Source organism: Cytobacillus purgationiresistens, assembly GCF_030813235.1.
GTDB lineage: Bacteria > Bacillota > Bacilli > Bacillales > Cytobacillaceae > Cytobacillus > Cytobacillus purgationiresistens.
Genome location: NZ_JAUSUB010000005.1, coordinates 82,926 through 104,925, shown reverse-complemented (window position 1 = coordinate 104,925; position 22,000 = coordinate 82,926). Strand labels below are relative to the sequence as shown.

The 22,000-nt window shown below is 40.0% G+C and carries 19 protein-coding genes and 1 other annotated feature; of the genes, 18 read left to right on the top strand and 1 reads right to left on the bottom strand.

The annotated features are described in order from the left end of the window. The 17 genes from J2S17_RS07490 (at position 1) to J2S17_RS07410 (ending at position 20,002) form a co-directional block, all read left to right on the top strand. Positions 1-1,167, top strand: a complete 1,167-nt coding sequence (locus tag J2S17_RS07490) for an acyl-CoA dehydrogenase family protein (RefSeq protein WP_307473433.1) — start codon at positions 1-3, stop codon at positions 1,165-1,167. Between the two features lie 23 nt (positions 1,168-1,190). Beyond that, positions 1,191-2,360 (top strand): acetyl-CoA acetyltransferase, encoded by a 1,170-nt coding sequence (locus tag J2S17_RS07485; protein ID WP_307473431.1) that lies wholly within the window; start codon positions 1,191-1,193, stop codon positions 2,358-2,360. 2 nt (positions 2,361-2,362) lie between these two features. Continuing rightward, positions 2,363-2,770, top strand: coding sequence for a Zn-ribbon domain-containing OB-fold protein (locus tag J2S17_RS07480; RefSeq protein ID WP_307473428.1), 408 nt, complete (start codon positions 2,363-2,365; stop codon positions 2,768-2,770). Between the two features lie 123 nt (positions 2,771-2,893). After that, positions 2,894-4,033, top strand: coding sequence for a TAXI family TRAP transporter solute-binding subunit (locus tag J2S17_RS07475; RefSeq protein ID WP_307473426.1), 1,140 nt, complete (start codon positions 2,894-2,896; stop codon positions 4,031-4,033). A gap of 78 nt (positions 4,034-4,111) precedes the next feature. Beyond that, positions 4,112-6,022, top strand: coding sequence for a TRAP transporter permease (locus J2S17_RS07470; RefSeq protein WP_307473425.1), 1,911 nt, complete (start codon positions 4,112-4,114; stop codon positions 6,020-6,022). A 2-nt stretch (positions 6,023-6,024) separates the two neighbouring features. Continuing rightward, positions 6,025-8,172 carry an acetate--CoA ligase family protein gene (locus tag J2S17_RS07465; protein WP_307473423.1) on the top strand — a complete coding sequence of 716 codons (2,148 nt, stop codon included), beginning with the start codon at positions 6,025-6,027 and terminating at the stop codon, positions 8,170-8,172. 17 nt (positions 8,173-8,189) lie between these two features. Next, positions 8,190-8,600: a PaaI family thioesterase gene (locus tag J2S17_RS07460; RefSeq protein WP_307473421.1), complete on the top strand. Its 411-nt coding sequence runs from the start codon at positions 8,190-8,192 to the stop codon at positions 8,598-8,600. An 18-nt stretch (positions 8,601-8,618) separates the two neighbouring features. Continuing rightward, positions 8,619-9,401: a citryl-CoA lyase gene (locus tag J2S17_RS07455; protein ID WP_307473419.1), complete on the top strand. Its 783-nt coding sequence runs from the start codon at positions 8,619-8,621 to the stop codon at positions 9,399-9,401. A 45-nt stretch (positions 9,402-9,446) separates the two neighbouring features. Further along, on the top strand, positions 9,447-10,226 hold the full coding sequence (locus J2S17_RS07450) for an enoyl-CoA hydratase/isomerase family protein (RefSeq protein WP_307473417.1): 780 nt from the start codon (positions 9,447-9,449) through the stop codon (positions 10,224-10,226). A gap of 24 nt (positions 10,227-10,250) precedes the next feature. Continuing rightward, positions 10,251-12,041, top strand: a complete 1,791-nt coding sequence (locus J2S17_RS07445) for an acyl-CoA dehydrogenase family protein (protein ID WP_307473415.1) — start codon at positions 10,251-10,253, stop codon at positions 12,039-12,041. Between the two features lie 95 nt (positions 12,042-12,136). Further along, entirely contained in the window at positions 12,137-13,057 is a 921-nt protein-coding gene (locus tag J2S17_RS07440) for a hydroxymethylglutaryl-CoA lyase (protein ID WP_307473413.1), read from the top strand. 24 nt (positions 13,058-13,081) lie between these two features. Continuing rightward, the gene (locus J2S17_RS07435; protein ID WP_307473411.1) at positions 13,082-13,882 is read left to right on the top strand and encodes an enoyl-CoA hydratase/isomerase family protein; all 801 of its coding nucleotides are present in this window, start codon (positions 13,082-13,084) and stop codon (positions 13,880-13,882) included. 26 nt (positions 13,883-13,908) lie between these two features. Further along, complete coding sequence (locus J2S17_RS07430) at positions 13,909-15,072, top strand: acyl-CoA dehydrogenase family protein (RefSeq protein WP_307473409.1); 1,164 nt, start codon at positions 13,909-13,911, stop codon at positions 15,070-15,072. Between the two features lie 180 nt (positions 15,073-15,252). Further along, on the top strand, positions 15,253-16,467 hold the full coding sequence (locus J2S17_RS07425) for a CaiB/BaiF CoA transferase family protein (RefSeq protein ID WP_307473407.1): 1,215 nt from the start codon (positions 15,253-15,255) through the stop codon (positions 16,465-16,467). Positions 16,468-16,518: 51 nt separating this feature from the next. Next, positions 16,519-16,730 (top strand) — a binding site (T-box leader). A gap of 164 nt (positions 16,731-16,894) precedes the next feature. Beyond that, entirely contained in the window at positions 16,895-17,983 is a 1,089-nt protein-coding gene (proB, locus tag J2S17_RS07420) for a glutamate 5-kinase (RefSeq protein ID WP_307473403.1), read from the top strand. A 19-nt stretch (positions 17,984-18,002) separates the two neighbouring features. Next, positions 18,003-19,250 carry a glutamate-5-semialdehyde dehydrogenase gene (locus J2S17_RS07415; protein ID WP_307473401.1) on the top strand — a complete coding sequence of 416 codons (1,248 nt, stop codon included), beginning with the start codon at positions 18,003-18,005 and terminating at the stop codon, positions 19,248-19,250. A 116-nt stretch (positions 19,251-19,366) separates the two neighbouring features. Further along, the gene (locus J2S17_RS07410) at positions 19,367-20,002 is read left to right on the top strand and encodes an NUDIX hydrolase (RefSeq protein ID WP_307473399.1); all 636 of its coding nucleotides are present in this window, start codon (positions 19,367-19,369) and stop codon (positions 20,000-20,002) included. Here the strand turns inward: J2S17_RS07410 and J2S17_RS07405 are convergent. Further along, on the bottom strand, positions 19,999-20,829 hold the full coding sequence (locus J2S17_RS07405; protein ID WP_307473397.1) for an MBL fold metallo-hydrolase: 831 nt from the start codon (positions 20,827-20,829) through the stop codon (positions 19,999-20,001). The two genes, J2S17_RS07410 and J2S17_RS07405, sit on opposite strands and share 4 nt — an antisense overlap. Positions 20,830-20,995: 166 nt before the next feature. Between J2S17_RS07405 and J2S17_RS07400 the strand changes: the two genes are divergently transcribed. Then, positions 20,996-21,934, top strand: a complete 939-nt coding sequence (locus J2S17_RS07400) for a Gfo/Idh/MocA family protein (RefSeq protein WP_307473395.1) — start codon at positions 20,996-20,998, stop codon at positions 21,932-21,934. Positions 21,935-22,000 lie beyond the last annotated feature (66 nt).

Here is a 22,000-nt window from a genome sequence, read left to right as displayed (position 1 = left end):
ATGGAATATCGTTATTCTGAACAGCAGGTCATGTTAAAAAAAGCGCTTAATTCTTTATTAAAGAAAGAAATGCCGTTTGAAACCTTTGTTGAAATTGCAGAGACTAAGGATGGCTTTTCAAAAGATAAATGGAAGAAGCTAGCTGATAACGGATGGCTTGCCATACTCGCTCAAGGTGAATTTCAAACACTCGAGGAAGTGAATTCTCTTGATTTAATGTATTTATCTGAATCGATTGGCGGGGCACTTTTTCCTGGTCCGTTTTCACTTACAGCTGGAATGATTGTTCCTTTATTAAGCCAATTGACATTATCAGAGAAACAAAATGAATTACTATTAGATATTATTGCTGGAGAAAAGCTAGCCACAGCCATTCTTCCTTCGTTGACTGATCAGGGAGGAACTGTGAAATTCAACTGGCCTGAGCTGATCAATTCAAATGAAGAAGGTAAGGTGACATTAACAGGCAGTTATAGCCAACTTCAGTTTTTGCAAAATTCTGATGTTGTCTTCATTCCATTTACAAATAACGAGGATCAATTATCTGTTGCCATTGTAAATACGAGTGTCAATGGCGTGAAAATTACATCGCAGAAATCAGTTGATCTATCTAAGCCTCAAGGATTGCTTGAATTGCAGAATGTGAAGATTGGCCAGGAAGACATCCTTTCGGAGAAGGGTTTGGAAAATTTATTTTATGCTACCCTATTAACCTATTTCACTTCAATCAGTGGGGAAATCATTGGCGGTGCTGATGAAGTTCTCGCTCGGACAGTTAATTATGTCACAGAAAGGAAGCAGTTTGGTGTAGCGGTTGGATCTTTTCAAGCTGTCAAGCACATGATAGCGGAAATGAAGGTTGAAATAGAAAAAGCACGTAGTTACAGCATCTATATCAACTCTATTGATGGAAAAACAGATAAAGCTACATGGTTGAATATAATATCCAGTCGCTATTTTAATACAAATATGTACAAAAAGATTTGCGAAGATTCTATTCAGCTCCATGGCGGTATGGGCTTCACTTGGGAGGAAAGCATTCATTTCTGGTATAAAGCATCGATGTTCCAACTTTATCATTTAACACATCCTGCCTTGATGGAAGCATATATTCAACAGAGCCTTCTTCCAACGGCAGAGAGTAAAGATTTACAATACCATAATTAATTGTAGAAAAGGAAGGTGCTAACATGTCTATAAAAAGGTCCGCTGCTATCGTAGGCGTTGGCGATGTAGAGCTGGAAAAAGGGAAGGTAAAGGACGGTCAATCCGTTCTGCAAATTCAAGCGATTGCAGCAAAAAGGGCTCTAGAGGATGCAGGTCTGACAAAGGATGATGTGGATGGCATCTTTGTAGCAGGTCTTTGGGGGCTACCGGGTGTTGGGTCCTTTCCATCTGTTGTTATGTCTGAATATTTAGGCATCAGCCCTAAATATACGGATTCAACCCAAATTGGCGGGTCTGCGTTTGAAGCGCATGTGGGCCATGCCGCTGCTGCAATTAAAGCAGGCTTATGTGAAGTTGCCCTTATTTTATATGGTAGTACCCAGCGTTCGGAGAAATCGAGATCATTAGCGGGAAGACCGCCAGTATTAACTGCACAGTATGAAACACCGTTTGGTTTGCCTAGCCCTGCTGGATCCTATGCAATGGCGGCTAATCGTCACATGCATGAATATGGCACAAAGTCAGAGGATCTTGCAGAAATTGCTGTCGCAACAAGAAAATGGGCGCAATTAAATCCGAATGCGACGATGAGGGATCCACTTACAGTTGAAGATGTTTTGAACTCACCAATGATTTGTGACCCCCTACACCTGTTAGACTGCTGCTTAGTGACAGATGGAGCGGGTGCTCTCATTATCGTTTCTCCAGAAAGAGCGAAGGACTGCCGCAAGAAGCCTGTATGGGTGCTTGGCCAAGGTGAATCACATAGTCATTGGTCGATACAGGCAATGCCTGATTTAACCGTTACATCTGCGGCTATATCTGGTAAAACGGCTTTTGAAATGGCAGGTGTGACGCATGAAGAAATCGATTTTGTGCAAATCTATGATTCTTTTACGATTACTGTCCTTCTGACATTGGAATCACTAGGATTTTGTAAACCTGGTGAAGGTGGCGATTTTATTAAAAATCAAAGAACAGCGCCTGGGGGAGACTTTCCAATGAATACTAATGGTGGTGGACTGTCATATGCTCATCCCGGAATGTATGGGATTTTTCTTTTAATAGAAGCGGTTAGGCAGCTTCGCGGTGAATGTGGCGAGAGACAAGTAAAAGAGGCAAATATCGGTCTAGTGAATGGCACAGGCGGTACGTTATCTTCAACATCAGTCGTTATTTTAGGGAGGGATTGAATTTGGAAAAGCTTATAAAGCCACAGCCTGTTCCTGATGGAGACTCCTATAGGTTCTGGGAAGGGTGTAAGGAAGAAAAATTACTTATACAAAAATGCAACGGTTGTTCAAAGCATATATTTTACCCTAGAATCATCTGCCCTCATTGCTCCTCAGAGCAAATAGAGTGGGTGGAGTCTTCAGGAAAAGGAAAGGTATACTCCTTTACGATTGCTCGCAGAGGAGGAGGCCCAGCATTTAAGGATGACGCTCCTTATGCCGTCGCATTAATAGAATTAGAGGAAGGCGTCCGGATGATGAGCAATATCATCAATGTTGATGTAAATAACATTCAATGTGATCAGCAGGTAGAAGTCGTTTTTGTTAATGAAGGAGAATTTACTTTACCTAAGTTTCAGCCTATCAGTTAAAAATAATCGATCGATAATGCTTAATTTTTCAATTGATTTTTTGAAAGCGATTTCTATATCCGTCATGATTTAAAGCAAAGGCTAGCTGCTAAACAGAATAAACAAGGTAATGGAGGAAATGAAATGAGAAAGAAAAAGGTAAAATACTTCTTTGTGTTTCTCATGGTCATGATTTTGGCAGCAGGATGTAGCTCAGAAACATCTACAAAGGTAGATGAGAATGGATTGCCACATCAAATGACTTGGAGTGTTTATGATGTTGGTTCCGGTGGCTATGCGGAAATGTCAGCTATTGCAAATGCGTTGACAGAAAACCATGACTCCCAAATCAGAATGCTCCCATCTGCAAGCGGGGTTGGAAGGATGGTCCCGCTACAAAGAGAGATTGCATCAATCGGTAAAGTAGGGGATGAAATTCAATTAGCTTTTGAAGGAATTGAAGAATTCACCTCAAAGGATTGGGGACCGCAGGATGTGAGAGCCTACTGGGCACCCATCAGCCAGTTTGGATTTGCTGTTCGTAAAAATTCAGATATTAAAACATTGCATGATTTAAAAGGAAAGAGAATTCCTGTTATCGCAGGGAATACATCTGTGAACATAAAAAATGAAGCCATGCTGGCATTTGCCGGGTTAACTTGGGATGATGTCGAACCAGTAAAGATCACTTCCTATTCCGGCCAAGGAGAGGCACTTGTTCAAGGTCAAATTGATGTAGCTGGAATTAACCCAACCGCTTCTTCCATGGTTGAAGCACATAGTAAAGGGGGCATCCGCTGGCTTGAAATGGACCCAAGTGATACGGAGGGCTGGGATCATGTTGAAGAAACTGCTCCTTGGTTATTTTCATATAGCATTAGCAACGGGGCTGGAATGGAAGAAGAAATGGATATAATGGGTCACGGGTATGTAATTGGCGGATATGCAAAATTGGATGAGGACACCGTTTATGGATTACTCAAAGCGATGGATGAGTCATTCGATCAATATAAAGATGCCATGCCTAATTTAGTTCTCTACTCTAAGGATAAGGTTTTAACCGATCCAAAAGGGATTCCTTTCCACGACGGTACAATCAAGTTCCTGAAGGAAAAAGGATTATGGGATGAAGAAAAACAAGCGAAAAATGATGCTTTGATTGAAAGATATAGTGAAATGAGAAATGCCTGGAATCAAGTAGTAGAGGAAGCAGCAGAACAAGAGTTATCTGATAAGGAATTCAAAGAATACTGGTTAGAGAGAAAGGCAGAACTAGTTAAATAGATAATGGCATAAAAGTGCTGGTATGACATGCGATATTTTCCACGGAATCGAATCAGGGGATGTTGGGAGGATTAAATTATGAAAACTGGAAGGCTGAATTCCTTTTGGAAGATTGTCATTGTGATTTCAACTGCGATTGGAATTTTTCTATCGGTAAATATGCTTTTTTATTTAGAATTATTCGGGATTAATCCGATTCAAAATGCTTATCTTATTTTCTTGTTATCTTGTTTTCTGCCTATTGCCTTCATCATTTTTCCGGCGAAGAAAACACATTTGAGTGTGAAATGGTACGATATTTTGTTTTTTGCAATAACAATGATTATCACTTTTTATATCGGTTTGAATGGCGAGCGAATTATCACTGAGGGCTGGGACTGGACTGCCCCGATCATTCCAACTATTTTTAGCATTCTTTTATGGGCGCTATTATTAGAAGCGTTAAGGAGAACGGGTGGCTTAGTTTTATCAGCCATTTGTTTAGTGATTTCTTTATACCCCTTAATTGCATCCAATATCCCAATTGGGTTTTTGCAAGGTCAATCATATGACTTTCTAACGCTAGCAAGAAATCATATTATGAGTTCTAATAGTGTGTTCGGTATCGCATATACGACAATCGGTAATTTACTACTAGGGTTTTTAGTTTTTGGGGTGGTCATCACACGTACTGGCGGAGGAGACTTCTTTTTCAATTTAGCACTTTCGCTATTCGGCAGGACGCGTGGAGGATCAGCTAAGGTTGCAGTTGTAGGAAGTGCATTCTTTGGAATGTTAAGCGGAAGTGCAGTGTCTAATGCTGTGACCATTGGCGCGATGACGATACCAGCGATGAAGAAGACTGGTTATAAGCCTCATTATGCAGCAGCTATTGAAGCAACCGCCTCGACAGGTGGAACAATCACACCGCCTATTATGGGATCAGCCGCCTTTATTATGGCTTCTTTTATAGGGGTGCCGTACTATCAAATAGCTTTAGCTGCCGCAGTTCCGGCATTTTTATATTACTGGGGCTTGTATATTCAGATTGATGGCTATGCAGCAAAAAACAAATTAAAAGGAATGCCGAAATCAGAAATTCCTTCCTTTTGGAAAACATTAAAAGAGGGCTGGTATTATATCTTTGCCATCCTTATAATGATCTTTTTCTTGGCAGTGTTAAATTCAGAAGGTCAGGCTCCATACTATGCAAGTGCGGTGCTACTCATAATTGCCATGATTAAGAAGCAAACAAGGATGAATAAACAGCAATTTTTAGATATGTTTGTTGAGATGGGAAAAGTGTTGACAGATATTGTCGTTATTATTGCTGGGGTTGGGTTCATTGTCGGTGCATTATCAGCCACAGGTGTATCGTTCTCATTTTCCAGAGAATTAGTTGCAGCTGCTGGAGATAATACCTTCCTCATTCTAATTGGCGGTGCATTAACTTGTTTTATATTAGGGATGGGTATGACCGTTTCTGCAGTGTATGTATTCTTAGCTATCATCATGGCACCTGCTCTTGTGGCAGTTGGCGTGGATCCCATAGCAGCCCATTTATATGTTGTTTATTGGGCAACCGTTTCATATATTACACCGCCTGTAGCTTTAGCAGCATTTGCTACAGCAAGCATCGCAGGAGCAAGTCCAATGAAAACCGCCTTTCAGTCAGTACAGCTCGGTTCTGTTAAGTTCATCATTCCATTTTTCATGATTTATAACCCAGCGATATTAATCGGACGCGGCGATCCAATGGATACTGTAATCAGTATTATTTTGGCGATCATCGGCATCTCAGTAATCGCTTTTGCTTTAGAGGGTTATTTACTTGGTGCAGGTGAATTAAAGGCTGTTGAAAGAATATTCCTATTCATTCTTGGATTATTTATGTTTGTACCATTATGGTACTTCCCAGTTACTGGAATTGTTTTATCGTTTATATTTTTCTTTTATAAAAAGAAGGCTTCTAACACATTTATAGATTCAGATAAAGGACAGGAGGTATAACAATGTCAAAAATTGAAGCCATTAACCGTTTATTGAACCCAAGTTCAATTGCTATTGTCGGTGTTTCCAAAGATTTTACTTCCATTAGTGGCAAACCAATGAAAAACTTGCTGAGTCATCAATACAAAGGAAAAATCTACCCTGTTAATCCTAAATACAACGATATTGAAGGAATCCAATGCTATCCGTCGATTTTGGAAATACCCGGTGAAGTGGATGTCGCGTTAATTGCGGTATCATCAAAGCGCATGCTGCAAATCCTCGATGATTGTAAAGAGAAAGGTGTGCATCATTTAGTATTGTTTGGTTCCGGCTTTGCTGAGGTGGGCGAAGAGGGAATGGCATTACAGGAAAAGGTTTTGGCAAAGGCTCAGCAAGCAGGCATTCATATTCTTGGACCAAACTGTGTAGGGCTGCTAAATGTGAAGGACGGTATTCCGATGGGATTCGCTACATCATTTGAAACCAAGGTCGGTTTTAACGCGGGTAATGTTGGCTTTGCCTCCCAAAGCGGAGCAATAGGATTTTCGTTATTTGGTCTGGCACAGGAAGAGAATATAGGCTTTTCCTATATTGTAAATACCGGAAATCAAATGGATATCCATTCGCTTGATTGTATTGAATATATGCTTGAAGATGTTGAGACTAAGGTAGTCGCAGGGTATCTTGAAGGCATACCTGATGGGGAATTGTTGATTAAAATATCAGAATCGTCAAAACAATTGAACAAACCTGTTATTTTGCTGAAAGCTGGCCGTTCTGAATTAGGCCAGCAAGCTGCTTTATCCCATACGGCATCCCTGACAGGATCAGATGAAGCCTTTAGAGCGGTTGCCAAACAATTTGGCCTTATTACGGTCAACGATGTAGACGACATGATTGACGCTATGAAGGTTTTCAGCCGTGGGAAAAGAGCAAAAGGGAACCGCATTGTGACGATTTCGAACTCGGGTGCAGCAGGAATCGCCATGGCTGATTATAGTGAAGAGCTTGGCTTGAATATGGTTCCTCTTTCTTCAAATACGGGAGAAAAGGTGAAAAAGCTCATTCCGCCATACGGTTCTGCCCTAAATCCGATAGATGTTACAGCTCAAGCTTTAAAAGAACAGCATATTTTAACTGAAACACTTGAAATATTGATCGATGATGACGAAGTGGATGCCATTGTATTTCAAACGACATTCGGAGGAGAGCTAGGTTTTAAAATCTGTCAGCAAATTATCGACATTGACCAAAAAACGGATAAACCCATTTTAGTTACCATTACTGGCACGCAGGAACTGACTGGTAAAGGAAGAGAGGTTCTGCAAAAAGCTGGGGTACCTGTTTATGCTACCTCTTATAAAACGATGCTGGCTTTGAAGCATTTGGTTAATTATTCACACTTTGTCAAAAATGGAGTTTCTAATGAGCGATTGATACCAGAAATCACCGCGCTTCAATTAGAGGATGTGCAAGGTGTTTGGACGGAAGTAAGGGTGAAGGAAGAACTAACTAAATTAAGCGTCAGAGTTCCTGAGGGTAAAATGATAAAAGATCAATCGCAATTATCTGAAATTAAAGAAGCATTGAATTATCCCGTGGTTTGTAAAGTTATTTCGGAGGATGTGCTTCATAAAACGGATGCCGGTGGTGTCAAAGTAAATATCCAAAATGCGCAACAGCTCCAACAAGCATATGAAGATATTTTACAATCTGTTCATGCGTATAACCCAACTGCTCGAATAGAAGGTGTGCTGGCGGAAGAGATGATATTGGATGACGCACTGGAAATGTTCATTGGCGTAAAAGATGATCCGCAATTTGGCTCTTTAATTGTCTGTGGACTTGGTGGGATATTTATAGAGGTATTAAAGGATGTTTCCATTCGAAAAGCACCTCTTGATAAAGGTGAAGCCTTAGAAATGTTAAAGGAACTAAAGGGTTATCCTTTACTTGAAGGAGTGAGGGGTGGTTCAAAAAGAGATATCAGCTCATTGGTGGATGTATTAGTAAGGGTGTCCCATTTTGCTAGCAGCTCTAACGGGAAGATCTCTGAGATGGATATTAATCCTCTTTGGGTATTCGATGAAGGCATGGGAGTTGCAGCATTAGATGGAATCATCGTATGGAAAGAGAATAGTCAGGATCCAGTTTCTGTACGAAACTAGGCTGCGGGGGTGAAAGAATGGAAGTGACCAGTGATTATTTACAGTGGCTGACAAATGAATTTGAGGATTCACCATTTTGGAAATTGCTCGGTATTACAATGGATCGGCTTGAGCCAGGAGAAGCCGTTATCAAAATGCCGGTAAAAGAATCTCTTTTAAACTCCAATCAAGTCATGCATGGTGGAGCAATTGCTTCCATTTTGGATTCCATTATTGGGGTAGTCATTCGATCATCACGAGATGTGAAGGTGGCGACAGTTTCTTTAACCACTCAATTTATTGCACCGGTAAAAGAAGGGGCTTTATATGCTGAAGCAAAAACAATTAATAAAGGAAATCGCATTCAGTATGTAGAGTCTAAAGTTTTCAATGATAAGGGAGAAATTGTAGGGACTGCACTAGGAACTTTTGCGATTATTAAAAAATAATAGTGGGAGGATCTATACATGGAATTTCAAACGAAAATTGGTAAATCTGAACCAGATAAAATATTTGTTCATGGCTATGACTTAACAGAGGATTTGATCGGAAATATTACTTTAGCAGATATGGCTTTTCTTGGGGCCATGCATCGTAAACCAACAGAAAATGAATCTAAAATGTTAAACGCCTTGCTTGTTGCCATTTGTGAACATGGATTTACACCAAGCTCTATTTCTACAAGATTAACCTATTTGGGTGCACCTGAATCAGTTCAATCAGCAGTTGCAGCAGGTTTGCTTGGGGCCGGTACCGTCTATTTAGGAGCGATGGAATATGTCGCTGAAATGCTGCACCATGCGTTTGAGAAATTCGGGGATACCTATTCTTTGGAAGAACTCGCTTCAATCATTATTAAAGATAGAAAGGAAAGCGGGCAGCAGCTTCCTGGATTCGGTCATCCAATTCATAAGCCTGAGGATCCGCGTACGACCAAGCTTTTTGAAATTGCCGAAGAATTAGGGTTTTATGGTAAAAACTCTAAGCTTCTTTTAGAGATACATCGTCAATTTTGCGAGCAAAAAGGGAAAACGATCACATTAAACGCGGTTGGAGCAATTGGAGCCATTATGGCAGATATGGACATCGATTACCGAGTAGTGAAGTCCTTTGCTGTTGCGTCAAGAGCAGTAGGCCTAGTCGCGCATATCGTTGAAGAAATTGAACTAGGGAGAAAGAATAGTGTAGGTCAGGAAATATTTGATTATATTGAGCATCACACTGACTACAGAGGAAAAGTGGAAAGCTGAATTTGAAAAACTAAAAGGAAATCTCATACATGAGGAGGACTTTCTATGAGCTATCAGTATATAGAAATAGAAGTAGTCGGAAGCACGAAAATTATTTATTTAAATAGACCTGATGTCCGCAATGCTTTAGGAATGGAGATGCGGATGGAGCTCCTTCAAGCGTTGGAAGTAGCTGAAGCCGATCCTGAGGTTAAATGTATTATTCTGTCAGGGAAAGGCAAAGCCTTTTCTGCTGGAGGAGATTTAAGTGCATTAAGCAGTCTATCTGCAATAGAAGGAAGAAAGCGATTGCAAAAGTCACACCAATTGATTATGAAAATCTTAGAGATAGAAAAGCCAATCATTGCTGCCGTTAACGGAGCTGCAGCAGGTGCAGGATTTAGCCTTATGCTGCTATGCGATTTGTCGATTGTTTCAGATAAAGCTTTCTTTGTGCAAAGCTTTGTGAATGTCGGCTTAGTGCCGGATTTTGCAGCTGTTCATTTTCTGCCTTTAATTATTGGCCATCAAAAAGCAAAAGAACTAATGTTTTTAGGTGATCGTGTCACGGCAGAAGAGGCGCATAAGCTTGGTATCGTCAATCAATTATCGACACAGGAGGATTTAATTAAAAATGCTATTGCCCTAGCTGATAGATTAGCAGCCAAATCGCCTTTATCCATTGGCATGACAAAGAAATTAATGAATGAGCATATGAATGTTCAGCTTAAAATGTTTCTTGAGATGGAAGCGCAAGCACAAGGGATTTGTTTTCAAACGAATGATTTTAAAGAAGGAGTCGATGCTTTTTTCACTAAAAGAAATCCTATGTTTTTAGGGAAATAAAACAATTAGCAGGGGGTTATGTCCATGAATCACCGTTTTATGGTTCCAGATCCTGAAGCCAAGCTGGGCGGAATGCCTGAACCTGTTGGGATTAATTACCTTAAAGCTGATCCTAATATGAATTTTTTGCTGTCGCTATACGCTAAGGAAGATTATGAATCAATTAGTAAAGATTTAAGCAGATTAGGTTCGGTTGCAGGTAACGAACTTGATGCTTTATCGCGCGAAGCTGATCGACATCCGCCTGAATTGATTACATATAATAAATCCGGTGATAGGGTGGATGAAGTCAAGTTTCATCCATCTTACCAGCGCATGGAGGAGATAGGATATATAGATTTTGGACTTGTCGCCATGAGTCATCGACCAGGCGTGATGGGCCGTAATCGTTCTTTCAATAGAGTACTAAAGTATTCATTCTGGTACTTATTTGCACAGGCTGAATTTGGATTATGCTGTCCAATGAGCATGACGGATTCAGCTGCAAAGATTATAAAGGAATATGGAAGTGATGAACTTAAGGATGTGTATTTGCCTAAATTAATCAGTACAGATAAAGATACCTATTGGACTGCTGCACAGTTTATGACTGAAAAGCAGGGTGGCTCAGACGTAGGTGAAAACACTTTATCGGCAAAAAAGTCCGGTGACAATTGGTTATTGACAGGCGATAAATGGTTCTGTTCCAATGTAACAGCAGATGTGGCATTGGTACTGGCAAGACCAGCTGGAGCGGTTTCTGGTACCAAAGGGCTGGCGATGTTTTTAGTTCCTAAAAAACTGGCAAATGGCGAAAGAAATAAATACAATATAAACCGATTGAAAGATAAATTAGGAACAAAAGATATGGCTTCTGGTGAAGTAAGCTTTGAAGGTGCAGAAGGTTATCTTGTTGGTGAAATAGAGAATGGCTTTAAACAAATGATGTCGATGGTCAATTCATCGCGATTATCCAACGCTGTTCGTTCTGCAGCTATTATGAGAAGAAGCTACTTAGAGGCCTTATACACTGCTAGAGGCAGAAAAGCATTTACACAGAAGCTGGCTGATTTGCCTTTAATGAAAGAAAACCTATTTGAATTGCTGCTTGATACTGAAGTGGCTGCGTCTATGATTTATTATACTGCAAATATTTTTGATCAAGCAGATGGAGGTCAACAGCAAGCAAAAGGGTTATTAAGAATGCTGACTCCTTTATTAAAAGGATATATTTGTAAAAGATCGAGGTATGTGGCAGCTGAAGCAATGGAGATTAGAGGCGGCAATGGTTATATTGAAGAATGGGTGAATCCAAAGCTTGTCCGTGATGCCCATCTAGGTTCCATTTGGGAAGGGACAACGAATATCGTAGCCTTGGACGTATTGAGAGCCATTCGCAAAAATCAATCAGGGCAATTATTAATGGAAGAATACGAATCTATTCTTTCAGAACTAACTTCATCACACGTAAAAAAAGCAGCAAAGCTTTGTACGGATGAAATGTTGAAATTAAAAGAGGAAATTGAGAAAGTCAAAAAAAATCATCACGCTTCACAAGAGATTAGTGCCAAAAGATTTATGAATAAGCTATATCATCTTTGTGCATTAGCTGTCCTATTAATTGAAGCTGATTACGATATTCAAGAAAATGCAAGTTACCGTAAGTTATACTTATTGCTCCATTATTATCATCGTTATATTAATACGAATGAAAGCGAAGGATTTGATGAGTCGATTGATCAATGGTTTGAAAATGTAGCAGATTGGGATCAGATTCCCCAAACTGCAATAGATGGGTTATTGAAATCAATGGATTCAGAAATCCTGCAAAACTAATGTATAAATTATATTGGAAAATTCATAATAATGTTGAAATTGAATATTGGATACAGTATCCTATATTTATAGAGTTGTAGGGAGGGGAGATAAGGGTGAGGCTTGCAAGCAGCGTAACCATTAATGAAGTGGGGTTAAGAGACGGTCTTCAACTGGAATCAAAAATCCTCTCAGTAGAGGAAAAGATGACTATTTATCATTTACTTAAGAGGTCAAATGTCCCTGAGATAGAGTTTGGCTCATTTGTTCATCCAAGACTGGTTCCTCAAATGGCTAATTCTGGCGAGCTCTTTGCGCAAATCCAAGAGAATAAAGAAGAAAAGCTTGTCGCATTAATTCCTAATTTAAAAGGACTGGAACGAGCAAAAGAAATGGGCGTTCGTACAGTCAACTTTGTCTTTTCTGCCAGTAATACACATAATTTGCAAAATGTTAGACAATCTACCCAGGAATCACTGGGAACTTTAAAAACATTAGCTCAATATGCAACTGATCACGATATCAGCCTTCACATTGCACTAGCCACATCATTTGGATGTCCTTTTGAAGGGACAATCGCTCCACAGCACATCATGAATATCACCGAAGAATTGCTGCAATACGAAATTAAAAGAATTACCTATGCTGACACGACTGGTATGGCAAACCCCAAGCAGGTTTACGATTTAATGACGCAAGTATCTGCAGAATGGAAGTCATTTGAATTTGCATGCCACTTCCATAATACCCGGGGAATGGGAATGGCAAATATCAATGCAGCCATAGAAGCAGGAATAACAATATTCGACTCTTCCCTTGGAGGCATTGGAGGCTGTCCATTTGCCCCAGGAGCAACAGGGAACGTGTGTACAGAGGATGTTGTACATATGCTGGATGAAATGGGTGTCCAAACAAATATAGACTTGGATGGTCTTATTCAGGCTTCTATGAAATTAAAGGAAATTCTAGGTCATGACTTGCCTGGGCAAGTCGTAAAGGCAGGAAAAAGTACGCGGCGGTATCCGGTTCCAAGCTGATAAATAAGAATGGAGGATCTAAGAATGACTGTTAAAACCTATGAAACCATTAAACTGGAAAAAGCAAGAAAAAACGAAGCTGTCGCTGTTCTTACACTCAGCAGACCACAATCGATGAATGCGCTAAATACTAAAATGGCGGTTGAGTTAATCAATGCTTTGTCAGAATTAAAATATGATAATGAGATCCGTGTACTGGTGCTAACTGCCGAAGGTACGAAAAGCTTCTGTGTAGGTGCCGACCTAAAAGAAAGAAATGGAATGACACAAGAGGACTGGAAAAGACAGCATGACTATTTTGAAGAAGTTACCGAAAAGCTAAGAGAATTCCCATACCCTATTATCTGTGCAATCAATGGCTACGCATTAGGCGGCGGATTAGAAATCGCGCTTAGCTGTGACCTTCGTACAGCTTCAGAAAATGCATTTCTAGGTTTACCTGAAGCGAAATTAGGCCTCATTCCCGGCATAGGCGGAACTCAGCTGTTAACAAGAGTGATGCCCATAGCCATTGCCAAAGAAATATTGTTTACGGGCAAGCGGATTTCTGCTGAGGAGAGCAAGTCGTATGGTTTGGTTAACCATGTATTCCCTGCAAATTCTTTGCTAGAAGAGACGCTGGTATTAGCTGAGAGCATTGCAGATAATGCTCCATTATCCTTAAAAGCATTGAAGAAAGTCGTTGATAAAGGAGCAGATGCAAATCTATCAACTGGCATCGCGCTAGAATTGGAAGCCTATTATAAATGTGCAAATTCTGAAGATAGATTAGAAGGAATATATGCCTTTAATGAAAAAAGAAAGCCGGCTTGGCAAGGGAGATAAAAACATATCATTAGGAGGTCCTAGAGATGGCACAAACAACAGCAAATCCAGAACATGAAATGATCAGGAAAAGCGTTAAAAGCTTATGTGAACGCTTTCCTGAAGAGTATTGGCGTGACTTGGATGAAAGGGATGCGTATCCAACCGGCTTCGTTCAAGCATTAACTGAAGAAGGCTGGCTGTCAGTATTAATTCCTGAAGAGTATGGCGGCGCTGGATTAGGTATGAAGGAAGCTGGTATCATTTTAGAAGAAGTGAACCGTTCAGGCGGCAATTCCGGTGCGTGTCATGCCCAAATGTATACAATGGGAGCGCTTTTGCGTCATGGCAATGAAGAGCAAAAGCAAAGATTTCTTCCAACGATTGCATCTGGTGAGTTAAGATTGCAAGCTTTTGGTATTACAGAACCAACAGCAGGGAGCGATACGACAAGCATTGAAACCTTTGCTGAGCGCAGAGGAGATCGATATATCGTCAATGGACAGAAGATCTGGACTTCAAGAGCGGAGCATTCTGATTTGATGCTGCTTCTTGCAAGAACAACACCAAAGGATCAAGTGAAAAAGAAAACGGACGGGATCAGCCTTTTCATCCTTGATATGAAAGACCAAGCAGATAAGATTGAAATACGCCCGATTGATACAATGATCAATCATGCGACGACTGAAGTATTCTTTGAGAATGCTGAAATTCCGGTTGGAAATATGATTGGAGAAGAAGGAAAAGGATTTAAATATGTATTAAGCGGCATGAATGCTGAAAGAATTTTAATTGCCTCAGAATCGATTGGCGATGGGATGTATTTTATTGATAAATCAGTCCAATATGCAAATGAGCGAGTAGTCTTTAATCGGCCGATCGGACAAAATCAAGGTGTGCAATTTCCAATTTCCCAAGCTTATATGGATATTCAAGCAGCGAAACTAATGAGAGATAAGGCGGCTGAACTTTTCGATGAGGGCGTTAACTGCGGGGAGGAAGCTAATATCTCCAAATATTTAGCTTCGGAAGCGACATGGCGTGCAGCAAATGCCGCCATGGATACATACGGCGGTTATGGGTTTGCAAAAGAATATAATATTGAACGGAAATTTAGAGAAGCCCGTCTCTTTAAAATAGCGCCTATTTCCAATAACCTCGTAGTTAGTTTTGTCGGTCAACATGTGCTCGGTCTACCGCGATCTTATTAATTATAAAAAGAGAGCCTGATAAAGGCTCTCTTTTCTCAAAATTGCTCAGCTGCGGCACCTAGCCCCTCGAGGTCTTAAGTCAAATCGGACTGAAGGTAAAGTTCAACCTACATCCCGATTTGCCTTAATCTTGTCGGGGCTGAGTAAGGTGCCTCCGCATTTCGATAAGGAGGAATGATCATGGCAGGTCCATTAACTGGAGTGAAGGTAATTGATGTGACTACGAATATATCAGGTCCAACTTTAACAATGGTATTGGCAGATTTAGGTGCTGAAATCATTAAAATTGAGAGGCCAGATGTTGGTGACGATGCAAGAGGAATGGGACCTTTTATAGAGGGGGAAGGGGTTTACTTTCTCCATATTAACCGTAATAAACAATCCATCGTCATTGATTTAAAGCAGGACGAAGGCAAGGAAATCGTCTATGATCTTGTAAAGAATGCAGATATATTTGTTGAAAACTTTCGCTTAAATAAAGCTGAGAAAATGGGGCTAGGTTTTAATAGATTAAAAGAGGTGAACTCGGCATTAATTTATTGTTCTTTATCCGCTTATGGGCAGGAAGGTCCGCTGAGTGATAGACCTGGATATGACGCGATTGCCCAAGCTGATGCAGGAATCATAGGGATAAACGGTGCAGAAGGAGCAGAAATCGCTCGCGTACCGGTATCTATTTTAGATCAAGGAAGCGCAATGTGGGGTGTAGTAGGGATACTTTCTGCAATGCTTCATAAGGAAAAGACGGGTGAAGGTCAGCATGTCACTACCTCATTATATGAAACTGGCGTATTCTGGACAGGATATCATATGCTTTCGTATCTTGCTACAGGCAAAGAGCCGAAGAAAAACGGGGCTGGACACACCGCTTTTGCTCCATATGGCGCATTTCTAGCAAGCGACACCCACTTAATGATTGGTATATCGAATAACTCCTTATTTAAACGACTATGTTCAGTCCTTGGTAAGGATGAATGGCTGGATGATCCCCGGTACAGCAGCAATCAAAAACGTGTTGAAAACCAAAGTGAATTAAAAACTGCCATCGAAAATATCCTGTACGCAAAAATAGCCGGAGAATGGGTGGAGTTACTTGCAAAGTCAGGTGTTCCAAGTTCGAAAGTAAAAAAGATCTCGGAAGTTGTGGAGGATGAACAAACCAAGGCCACAAATATGTGGAGTGACCTTCCGCACGCTAAGATTGAAAACCTTAAGCTGCCGAGATTACCATTTGAGTTAAGTCAATCGCCAACAGAAATGACTCAGGGTCCACCTTTACTAGGCGCGAATACCGTAAACATCTTATCCACGCTCGGGTATAGTAAGAATCAAATTCAACAATTAAAACAGAATGGAATCATTCAAGCAGCAGAAAAACAAATTTCTTCACATTAATTGATTTCTATATTGACTTTTTACGAAAAAATAGTCATAATATTTAAAAATCAACGAACATTAACGGAGGGCTAGTATGCGGGTCCTTGATGTGAAAAGAGAGCGAAATTTATGAGCTGAAAAATTTCGTCACAGCAATCCGCAGAACCTTCCTCCCGAGTCCGGTGGCAAATCCACCGGCGCTTCCGAAGCGTTATTTCGTCAAGTGGGATGTGAAAACATCCAATTAAGGTGGTACCACGAGAAACCCTTTCGTCCTTAATAACGAGGACAAGAGGGTTTTTTTGTGTTTTTTTAGATAAGAGAATAAATTTTTATAAGCTAGGAAAATGTCTTGCTCCAGCGCCTACCCCCGCTATGGTCTAAGCCTGAGGGTGAGCAAGGCGCTTGCACTTTTCTTATTAGAAATAGAAGAGGGATGTCATGTATGGGAAGAATGAGGATAGTAGTTAAAATCGGCAGCAGTTCACTAACAAATGAAAAAGCTCAAATTGATGATATGAAGTTTACCGACCATGTTGATGCAATTGCGCAATTGCGGAAAGAAGGCCATGAAGTAATTGTTGTTTCTTCCGGAGCTGTAGCAGCAGGCTTTGCTCAATTAGGCTACTCATCACGTCCGATTACATTAAAAGGGAAACAGGCTGCAGCAGCGGTAGGTCAAGGATTATTAATACAAGCTTATATGAAAAGGTTTTTAGATTATCAAATTACACCAGCGCAAATCTTATTAACAAGATCAGACTTTTCAGATAGGCTTCGTTATAAAAATGCTTATGAAACATTAATGGAGTTATTGGAAAGAAGGATTCTACCAATTATTAACGAAAATGATACGGTTTCAGTAGAAGAATTAACATTTGGTGATAATGACATGCTTTCTGCTCTTGTAAGCGGTTTGGTGCATGCAGATCATCTGATAATTTTAACAGACATTAACGGTATTTATAATGCCAATCCAAAGGTAAACCCCCGTGCGAAAAAGTTTGACTATTTAGAATGTATTACCGAGGAAATTCTAGAGGCTGCAAAGGGTTCGGGATCGAAAATCGGTACAGGAGGAATGAAATCAAAACTAAATGCTGCAAAAACAGCCTGCTCATTAGGTGTCCCAGTGTTTATTGGTAAAGAATTTGGGAAAGAAAAATTAATTAATATAATAAAAGGAAAAGGTGATGGAACGTATATTGAAAATGAACGACTGCCCGTGATTAATACACGCAGACAATGGATCGCTTTTCATTCAAAAGTAACGGGGAAAATTTATATAGATAAAGGAGCAGAGGAAGCAATCTTACTCAAGGGGAAAAGTTTATTGCCGGCAGGAGTAAATGAAATTAACGGTGATTTCCAAAAAGGGGATGTCGTGGAGGTGGTTTCCGCTCATAAGGTCATAGGTAAAGGAGAAGTCAGCTGCTCATCTGAGGAACTTAAAAAATGCATTTTAATAAACGATAAACCATATTACTTGTCTTCGAACGAAGTCATCCATCGGAATAAATGGGTAAGAATATAACCATATAGGGGGTCATTGCATGAACGAGGTTATTGAAAAAGGAAAATTGGCTAAAAAAGTCAGTTATGAGTTAGGGACATTATCTGCTGATCAAAAAAATGAAGCATTGAAGAAAATAGCTGACCAATTGATTGAGGACGAGCGAGCCATTCTCTATGAAAATGAAAAAGACATCCGAAGAGGAAAGCAAAAAGGAATACAGGATAGCCTATTAGATAGGATGATGCTTAATAAGGAACGGATTCAGGTTATGGCTGATGCAATTAGTCAATTAATAGATTTGCAAGATCCTATTGGGGAAATCATCGAAGCAATAGAGAAAGAAAATGGATTAATGATTAAGAAGAAAAGAGTGCCGATTGGAGTGATCGGGATGATCTATGAAGCAAGGCCAAACGTAACAATCGATGCTGCTACCCTTGCTTTGAAAACAGGAAATGCTCTTCTGTTGAGAGGCAGCTCATCTGCGCTTTTATCAAATAGGGCATTGGTCCGTACGATTCATACCGCGCTTGAGCAATGTGATATATCCCCTGAGGCCGTCCAATTAATCGAGGATACAAGCAGAGAAACAGCGAAGGAATTGTTTCATTTAAATGAGTATCTAGATGTATTAATTCCAAGAGGAGGTAAGGAATTAATAGATACAGTGATCAAAGAAGCCTCGGTACCTGTGATAGAAACCGGTGCTGGAAACTGTCATATATATATTGATGAAACGGCCGATGAGGGGATGGCAGAAAAACTTGTTATCAATGGAAAAACACAGCGCCCATCTGTTTGTAACGCAACCGAATCACTGGTGATTCATTCTAAATGGTTCGAGAAATTTGGCGAGAATTTATTGAATGTATTAAGGAATAGGGGAGTAAGTATCCACGGAGATGAAACGGTTTGCAATAAATTTAATGGAGCGATTCAAGCAACAGAGCAAGACTGGGCGGCAGAGTATTTGGGTCTCAGCATAAGTGTTAAAGTAGTGTCATCTATTGAAGAGGCGATTGTCCATATTAACCAGTACGGAACGAAGCATTCTGAAGCAATAATTACTGAGAATGATAGGAATGCAGCATTATTCCTCAATAATGTGGATGCAGCTGCTGTTTACCATAATGCGTCCACTCGATTTACAGATGGATTTGAATTCGGTTTCGGAGCAGAAATAGGCATTAGTACACAGAAGCTACATGTGAGAGGTCCAATGGGACTGGAAGCGCTGACCTCTAGTAAATATACGATTTTGGGCAATGGTCAAGTGAGGGATTAAAGTAGACTCTACATTAATTATTTAATTGTTTTGTAAAATTAAAGAAAGGGATAAACGAAAGGATAAGGAATATATAATAATATAGCTTTCTATGTAAAAAGAAAGGTGGGAAATATGTGTATGTAACCCCTAAACCTGCATCAACAGTTGTATTAATCGATAACGAGACTAAAGTGTTTTTAACCAAGCGTCCAGCAACGATGAAATTTTTAGCTGGACATTATGTGTTCCCGGGCGGTTCGTTGGATAAAAGTGATTATCCTGTTATAACTGGCCAATTAATTAATATGAATGACAGCTATCAGTTTAGTCCAGCGCATTATGTAGCAGCTGCTCGAGAGCTATTCGAAGAAGTCGGAGTTAATCTTGCTACAAAGGAGGACGGTTCACCCTGTCAGATGGAGACCGCAAACATGAATGAGTACCGCAGACTCCTGCTCGATGGGAAAATTACCTTTTTTGATATAATGAGCGATCATCAGCTAATCCTTGATTGTAATAAATTCAAATATATGGGTCATAAAATCACTCCAGAGAGTAGCCCTTATCGATTTGATACTCGGTTCTTTATTGCCCAACTTCCAGAGGGACAAAATCCTATGCCGGATGTATATGAAATTGAAGAGGCATTTTGGATTACCCCTGAAGCTGCATTAGCTGCGTATAAAGAAGGTAAATTGAAAATGATCAAGCCTACCGTTCTAGCATTAAATGCATTGGTGAAAATTCGACAGGGGAAACCCATAGATTAATCTTTTAGTTGATAATCCGATCCTGTTCGGAAGGCTAGCCCATCTTGTTCTAATTTAATAAGATGTGCTTCAGTCGTCCGTTTTGCTACCTCTAATATACTTGGATGTACATGATCTTGATATATTTTTTGCGCTAATGACTCTGCAGATAATGGACCATGCTCCTGCAGCAATGATTTGATTTGTTCTTCACGCTGCAGCCTTCTGCCAATGACGAAATCAATATGTTCATAAGGATTGAGCAGCCAGTCGCCATGTCCTGGACCGATTTTTGAGATAATAAGTTCTTTTAATCTATTTAAGGTTTGAAGATAATCGCTAACATTCCCATCTGGTGTGCCAATCCATGATGTTCCTTTTTCAATGAAATTGTCACCAGCAATTAGAATACCGGTAGCGGGAATATAGAGATTTAATTGTCCTGACGTATGCCCCGGACAATGTAAAATCTGAATAGTATGATTTGCGACTGAGATTTGGTCTCCGTCCTCCAAGAATTTAAGCGTCTTCAGCGGAGAAATCGAATGCAACATATCGTCTTTCTCATTTGTGTGACAAAAGATCGTGGCCTCCCACTCTGTGAGCTGCAGGACACCAGGTGCATGGTCCTTATGGAAGTGGGTTAAGATAATTGACTTCGGCTGAGCTAATTCATGATCGATAAGGGCTTGCTCCAGTACTGCTTTTGTTTCCGGCTGGTCATAGCCAGCGTCTATTAATATGGTTTCCTTCTCATTTCCAACTAAATAACTATTAGTTGTCGTATGTGGCCATAATGTAGGAGTTGGAATAGGCACCCGTACAATTTTTAGATCTTCTTTATTCATCATCTCATCCTTTCAAATACTGTTACTATTTATATTAATCTTTTCTATTGGAAAATCCTCTAAATCAACTGATTTTCTATTTTTAATCCCCCATACTGTTAAAAAAAGCGGTATAATTTTCGAAAGAGGAATATTCAAAATTTTTAATACATAAGGGAGAGATCATATGAAAGTAGGCATGATTGGCGTCGGGGCAATAGGTGAAAGGATTTTAAAAAGTTTCTTAGAAAATGATCAAACGGAAGTGAGTGCACTTTGTGATATGAATGAAGATAGACTTCAAGCAGTCTCTCGCGAGGTACCAGCCGCCGATTTATATACAAATCATTTACAGATGTTAAACGATCAAACAATCGACTTAGTATATGTAGCTGTACCGCCAAAGTATCACCATCAAATTGCTCTTGATATCATTAAAAGCGGCAAGCATATCCTTTGTGAAAAGCCGCTAGCGAATACGATTGAGGAAGCAGCTGAAATGAAAGAGGCAGCAAGCCAATCCAATCTCGTTCATGCGATGAATTTTCCATTGGCATATAGCAGTGAAAAATATGTAATACATAATAAAGTTCAAGCTTGTGAAATAGGTCACCTAAAAAGGATTGAAATGAATATGCATTTCACAGACTGGCCCCGGCGATGGCAGCAAAATGATTGGATTTCCAGCCGGGAGCAAGGCGGGTTTATTAGAGAGGTAAGCCCTCATTTCATTCAATTAATTCACTCGCTATTTGGTGAATTAAAGGTGATCTCATCGATTGTCGATTATCCATCAGATGGAACGAGTTGTGAAACAGGTTTTGTTGCAAGGTTAGAGCTTGGAAATGGTGTGCCTGTGATATTCAACGGAACAAGCGGAGTTGGACAAAAGGAACATCTATCATTAAAGTTTTTTGGAAACGAAGGAACGCTCGATTTAAGGAATTGGAGAGAGCTTGTACAGACAAGAGGTACATGTGCTAGTGAGTTGGTTACAGTTGAAGACATGGTTGAGATGTCACTAGTCGATGAGCTTCTGAAGGTAATCGGTGGAGAAAAGGGTCATTTAGTTAACTTCCAAGATGGATACGAGGTTCAGAAAGTTTTAGAAGCACTGCTTAAATAAAATTTCCAGAAAAGAAGCCGGGTTTGTAAGTATAACTCGGTTTTATTTATTCGGTGATTTTTTTTT

Bases quoted from the DNA above. Each gene is read 5' to 3' on its own strand.
- J2S17_RS07490 (WP_307473433.1), top strand. From the start codon at position 1: ATGGAATATCGTTATTCTGAACAGCAGGTCATGTTAAAAAAAGCGCTT.
- J2S17_RS07485 (WP_307473431.1), top strand. From the start codon at position 1,191: ATGTCTATAAAAAGGTCCGCTGCTATCGTAGGCGTTGGCGATGTAGAG.
- J2S17_RS07475 (WP_307473426.1), top strand. From the start codon at position 2,894: ATGAGAAAGAAAAAGGTAAAATACTTCTTTGTGTTTCTCATGGTCATG.
- J2S17_RS07470 (WP_307473425.1), top strand. From the start codon at position 4,112: ATGAAAACTGGAAGGCTGAATTCCTTTTGGAAGATTGTCATTGTGATT.
- J2S17_RS07465 (WP_307473423.1), top strand. From the start codon at position 6,025: ATGTCAAAAATTGAAGCCATTAACCGTTTATTGAACCCAAGTTCAATT.
- J2S17_RS07460 (WP_307473421.1), top strand. From the start codon at position 8,190: ATGGAAGTGACCAGTGATTATTTACAGTGGCTGACAAATGAATTTGAG.
- J2S17_RS07455 (WP_307473419.1), top strand. From the start codon at position 8,619: ATGGAATTTCAAACGAAAATTGGTAAATCTGAACCAGATAAAATATTT.
- J2S17_RS07450 (WP_307473417.1), top strand. From the start codon at position 9,447: ATGAGCTATCAGTATATAGAAATAGAAGTAGTCGGAAGCACGAAAATT.
- J2S17_RS07445 (WP_307473415.1), top strand. From the start codon at position 10,251: ATGAATCACCGTTTTATGGTTCCAGATCCTGAAGCCAAGCTGGGCGGA.
- J2S17_RS07435 (WP_307473411.1), top strand. From the start codon at position 13,082: ATGACTGTTAAAACCTATGAAACCATTAAACTGGAAAAAGCAAGAAAA.
- J2S17_RS07430 (WP_307473409.1), top strand. From the start codon at position 13,909: ATGGCACAAACAACAGCAAATCCAGAACATGAAATGATCAGGAAAAGC.
- J2S17_RS07425 (WP_307473407.1), top strand. From the start codon at position 15,253: ATGGCAGGTCCATTAACTGGAGTGAAGGTAATTGATGTGACTACGAAT.
- proB (WP_307473403.1), top strand. From the start codon at position 16,895: ATGGGAAGAATGAGGATAGTAGTTAAAATCGGCAGCAGTTCACTAACA.
- J2S17_RS07415 (WP_307473401.1), top strand. From the start codon at position 18,003: ATGAACGAGGTTATTGAAAAAGGAAAATTGGCTAAAAAAGTCAGTTAT.
- J2S17_RS07405 (WP_307473397.1), bottom strand. From the start codon at position 20,829: ATGAATAAAGAAGATCTAAAAATTGTACGGGTGCCTATTCCAACTCCT.
- J2S17_RS07400 (WP_307473395.1), top strand. From the start codon at position 20,996: ATGAAAGTAGGCATGATTGGCGTCGGGGCAATAGGTGAAAGGATTTTA.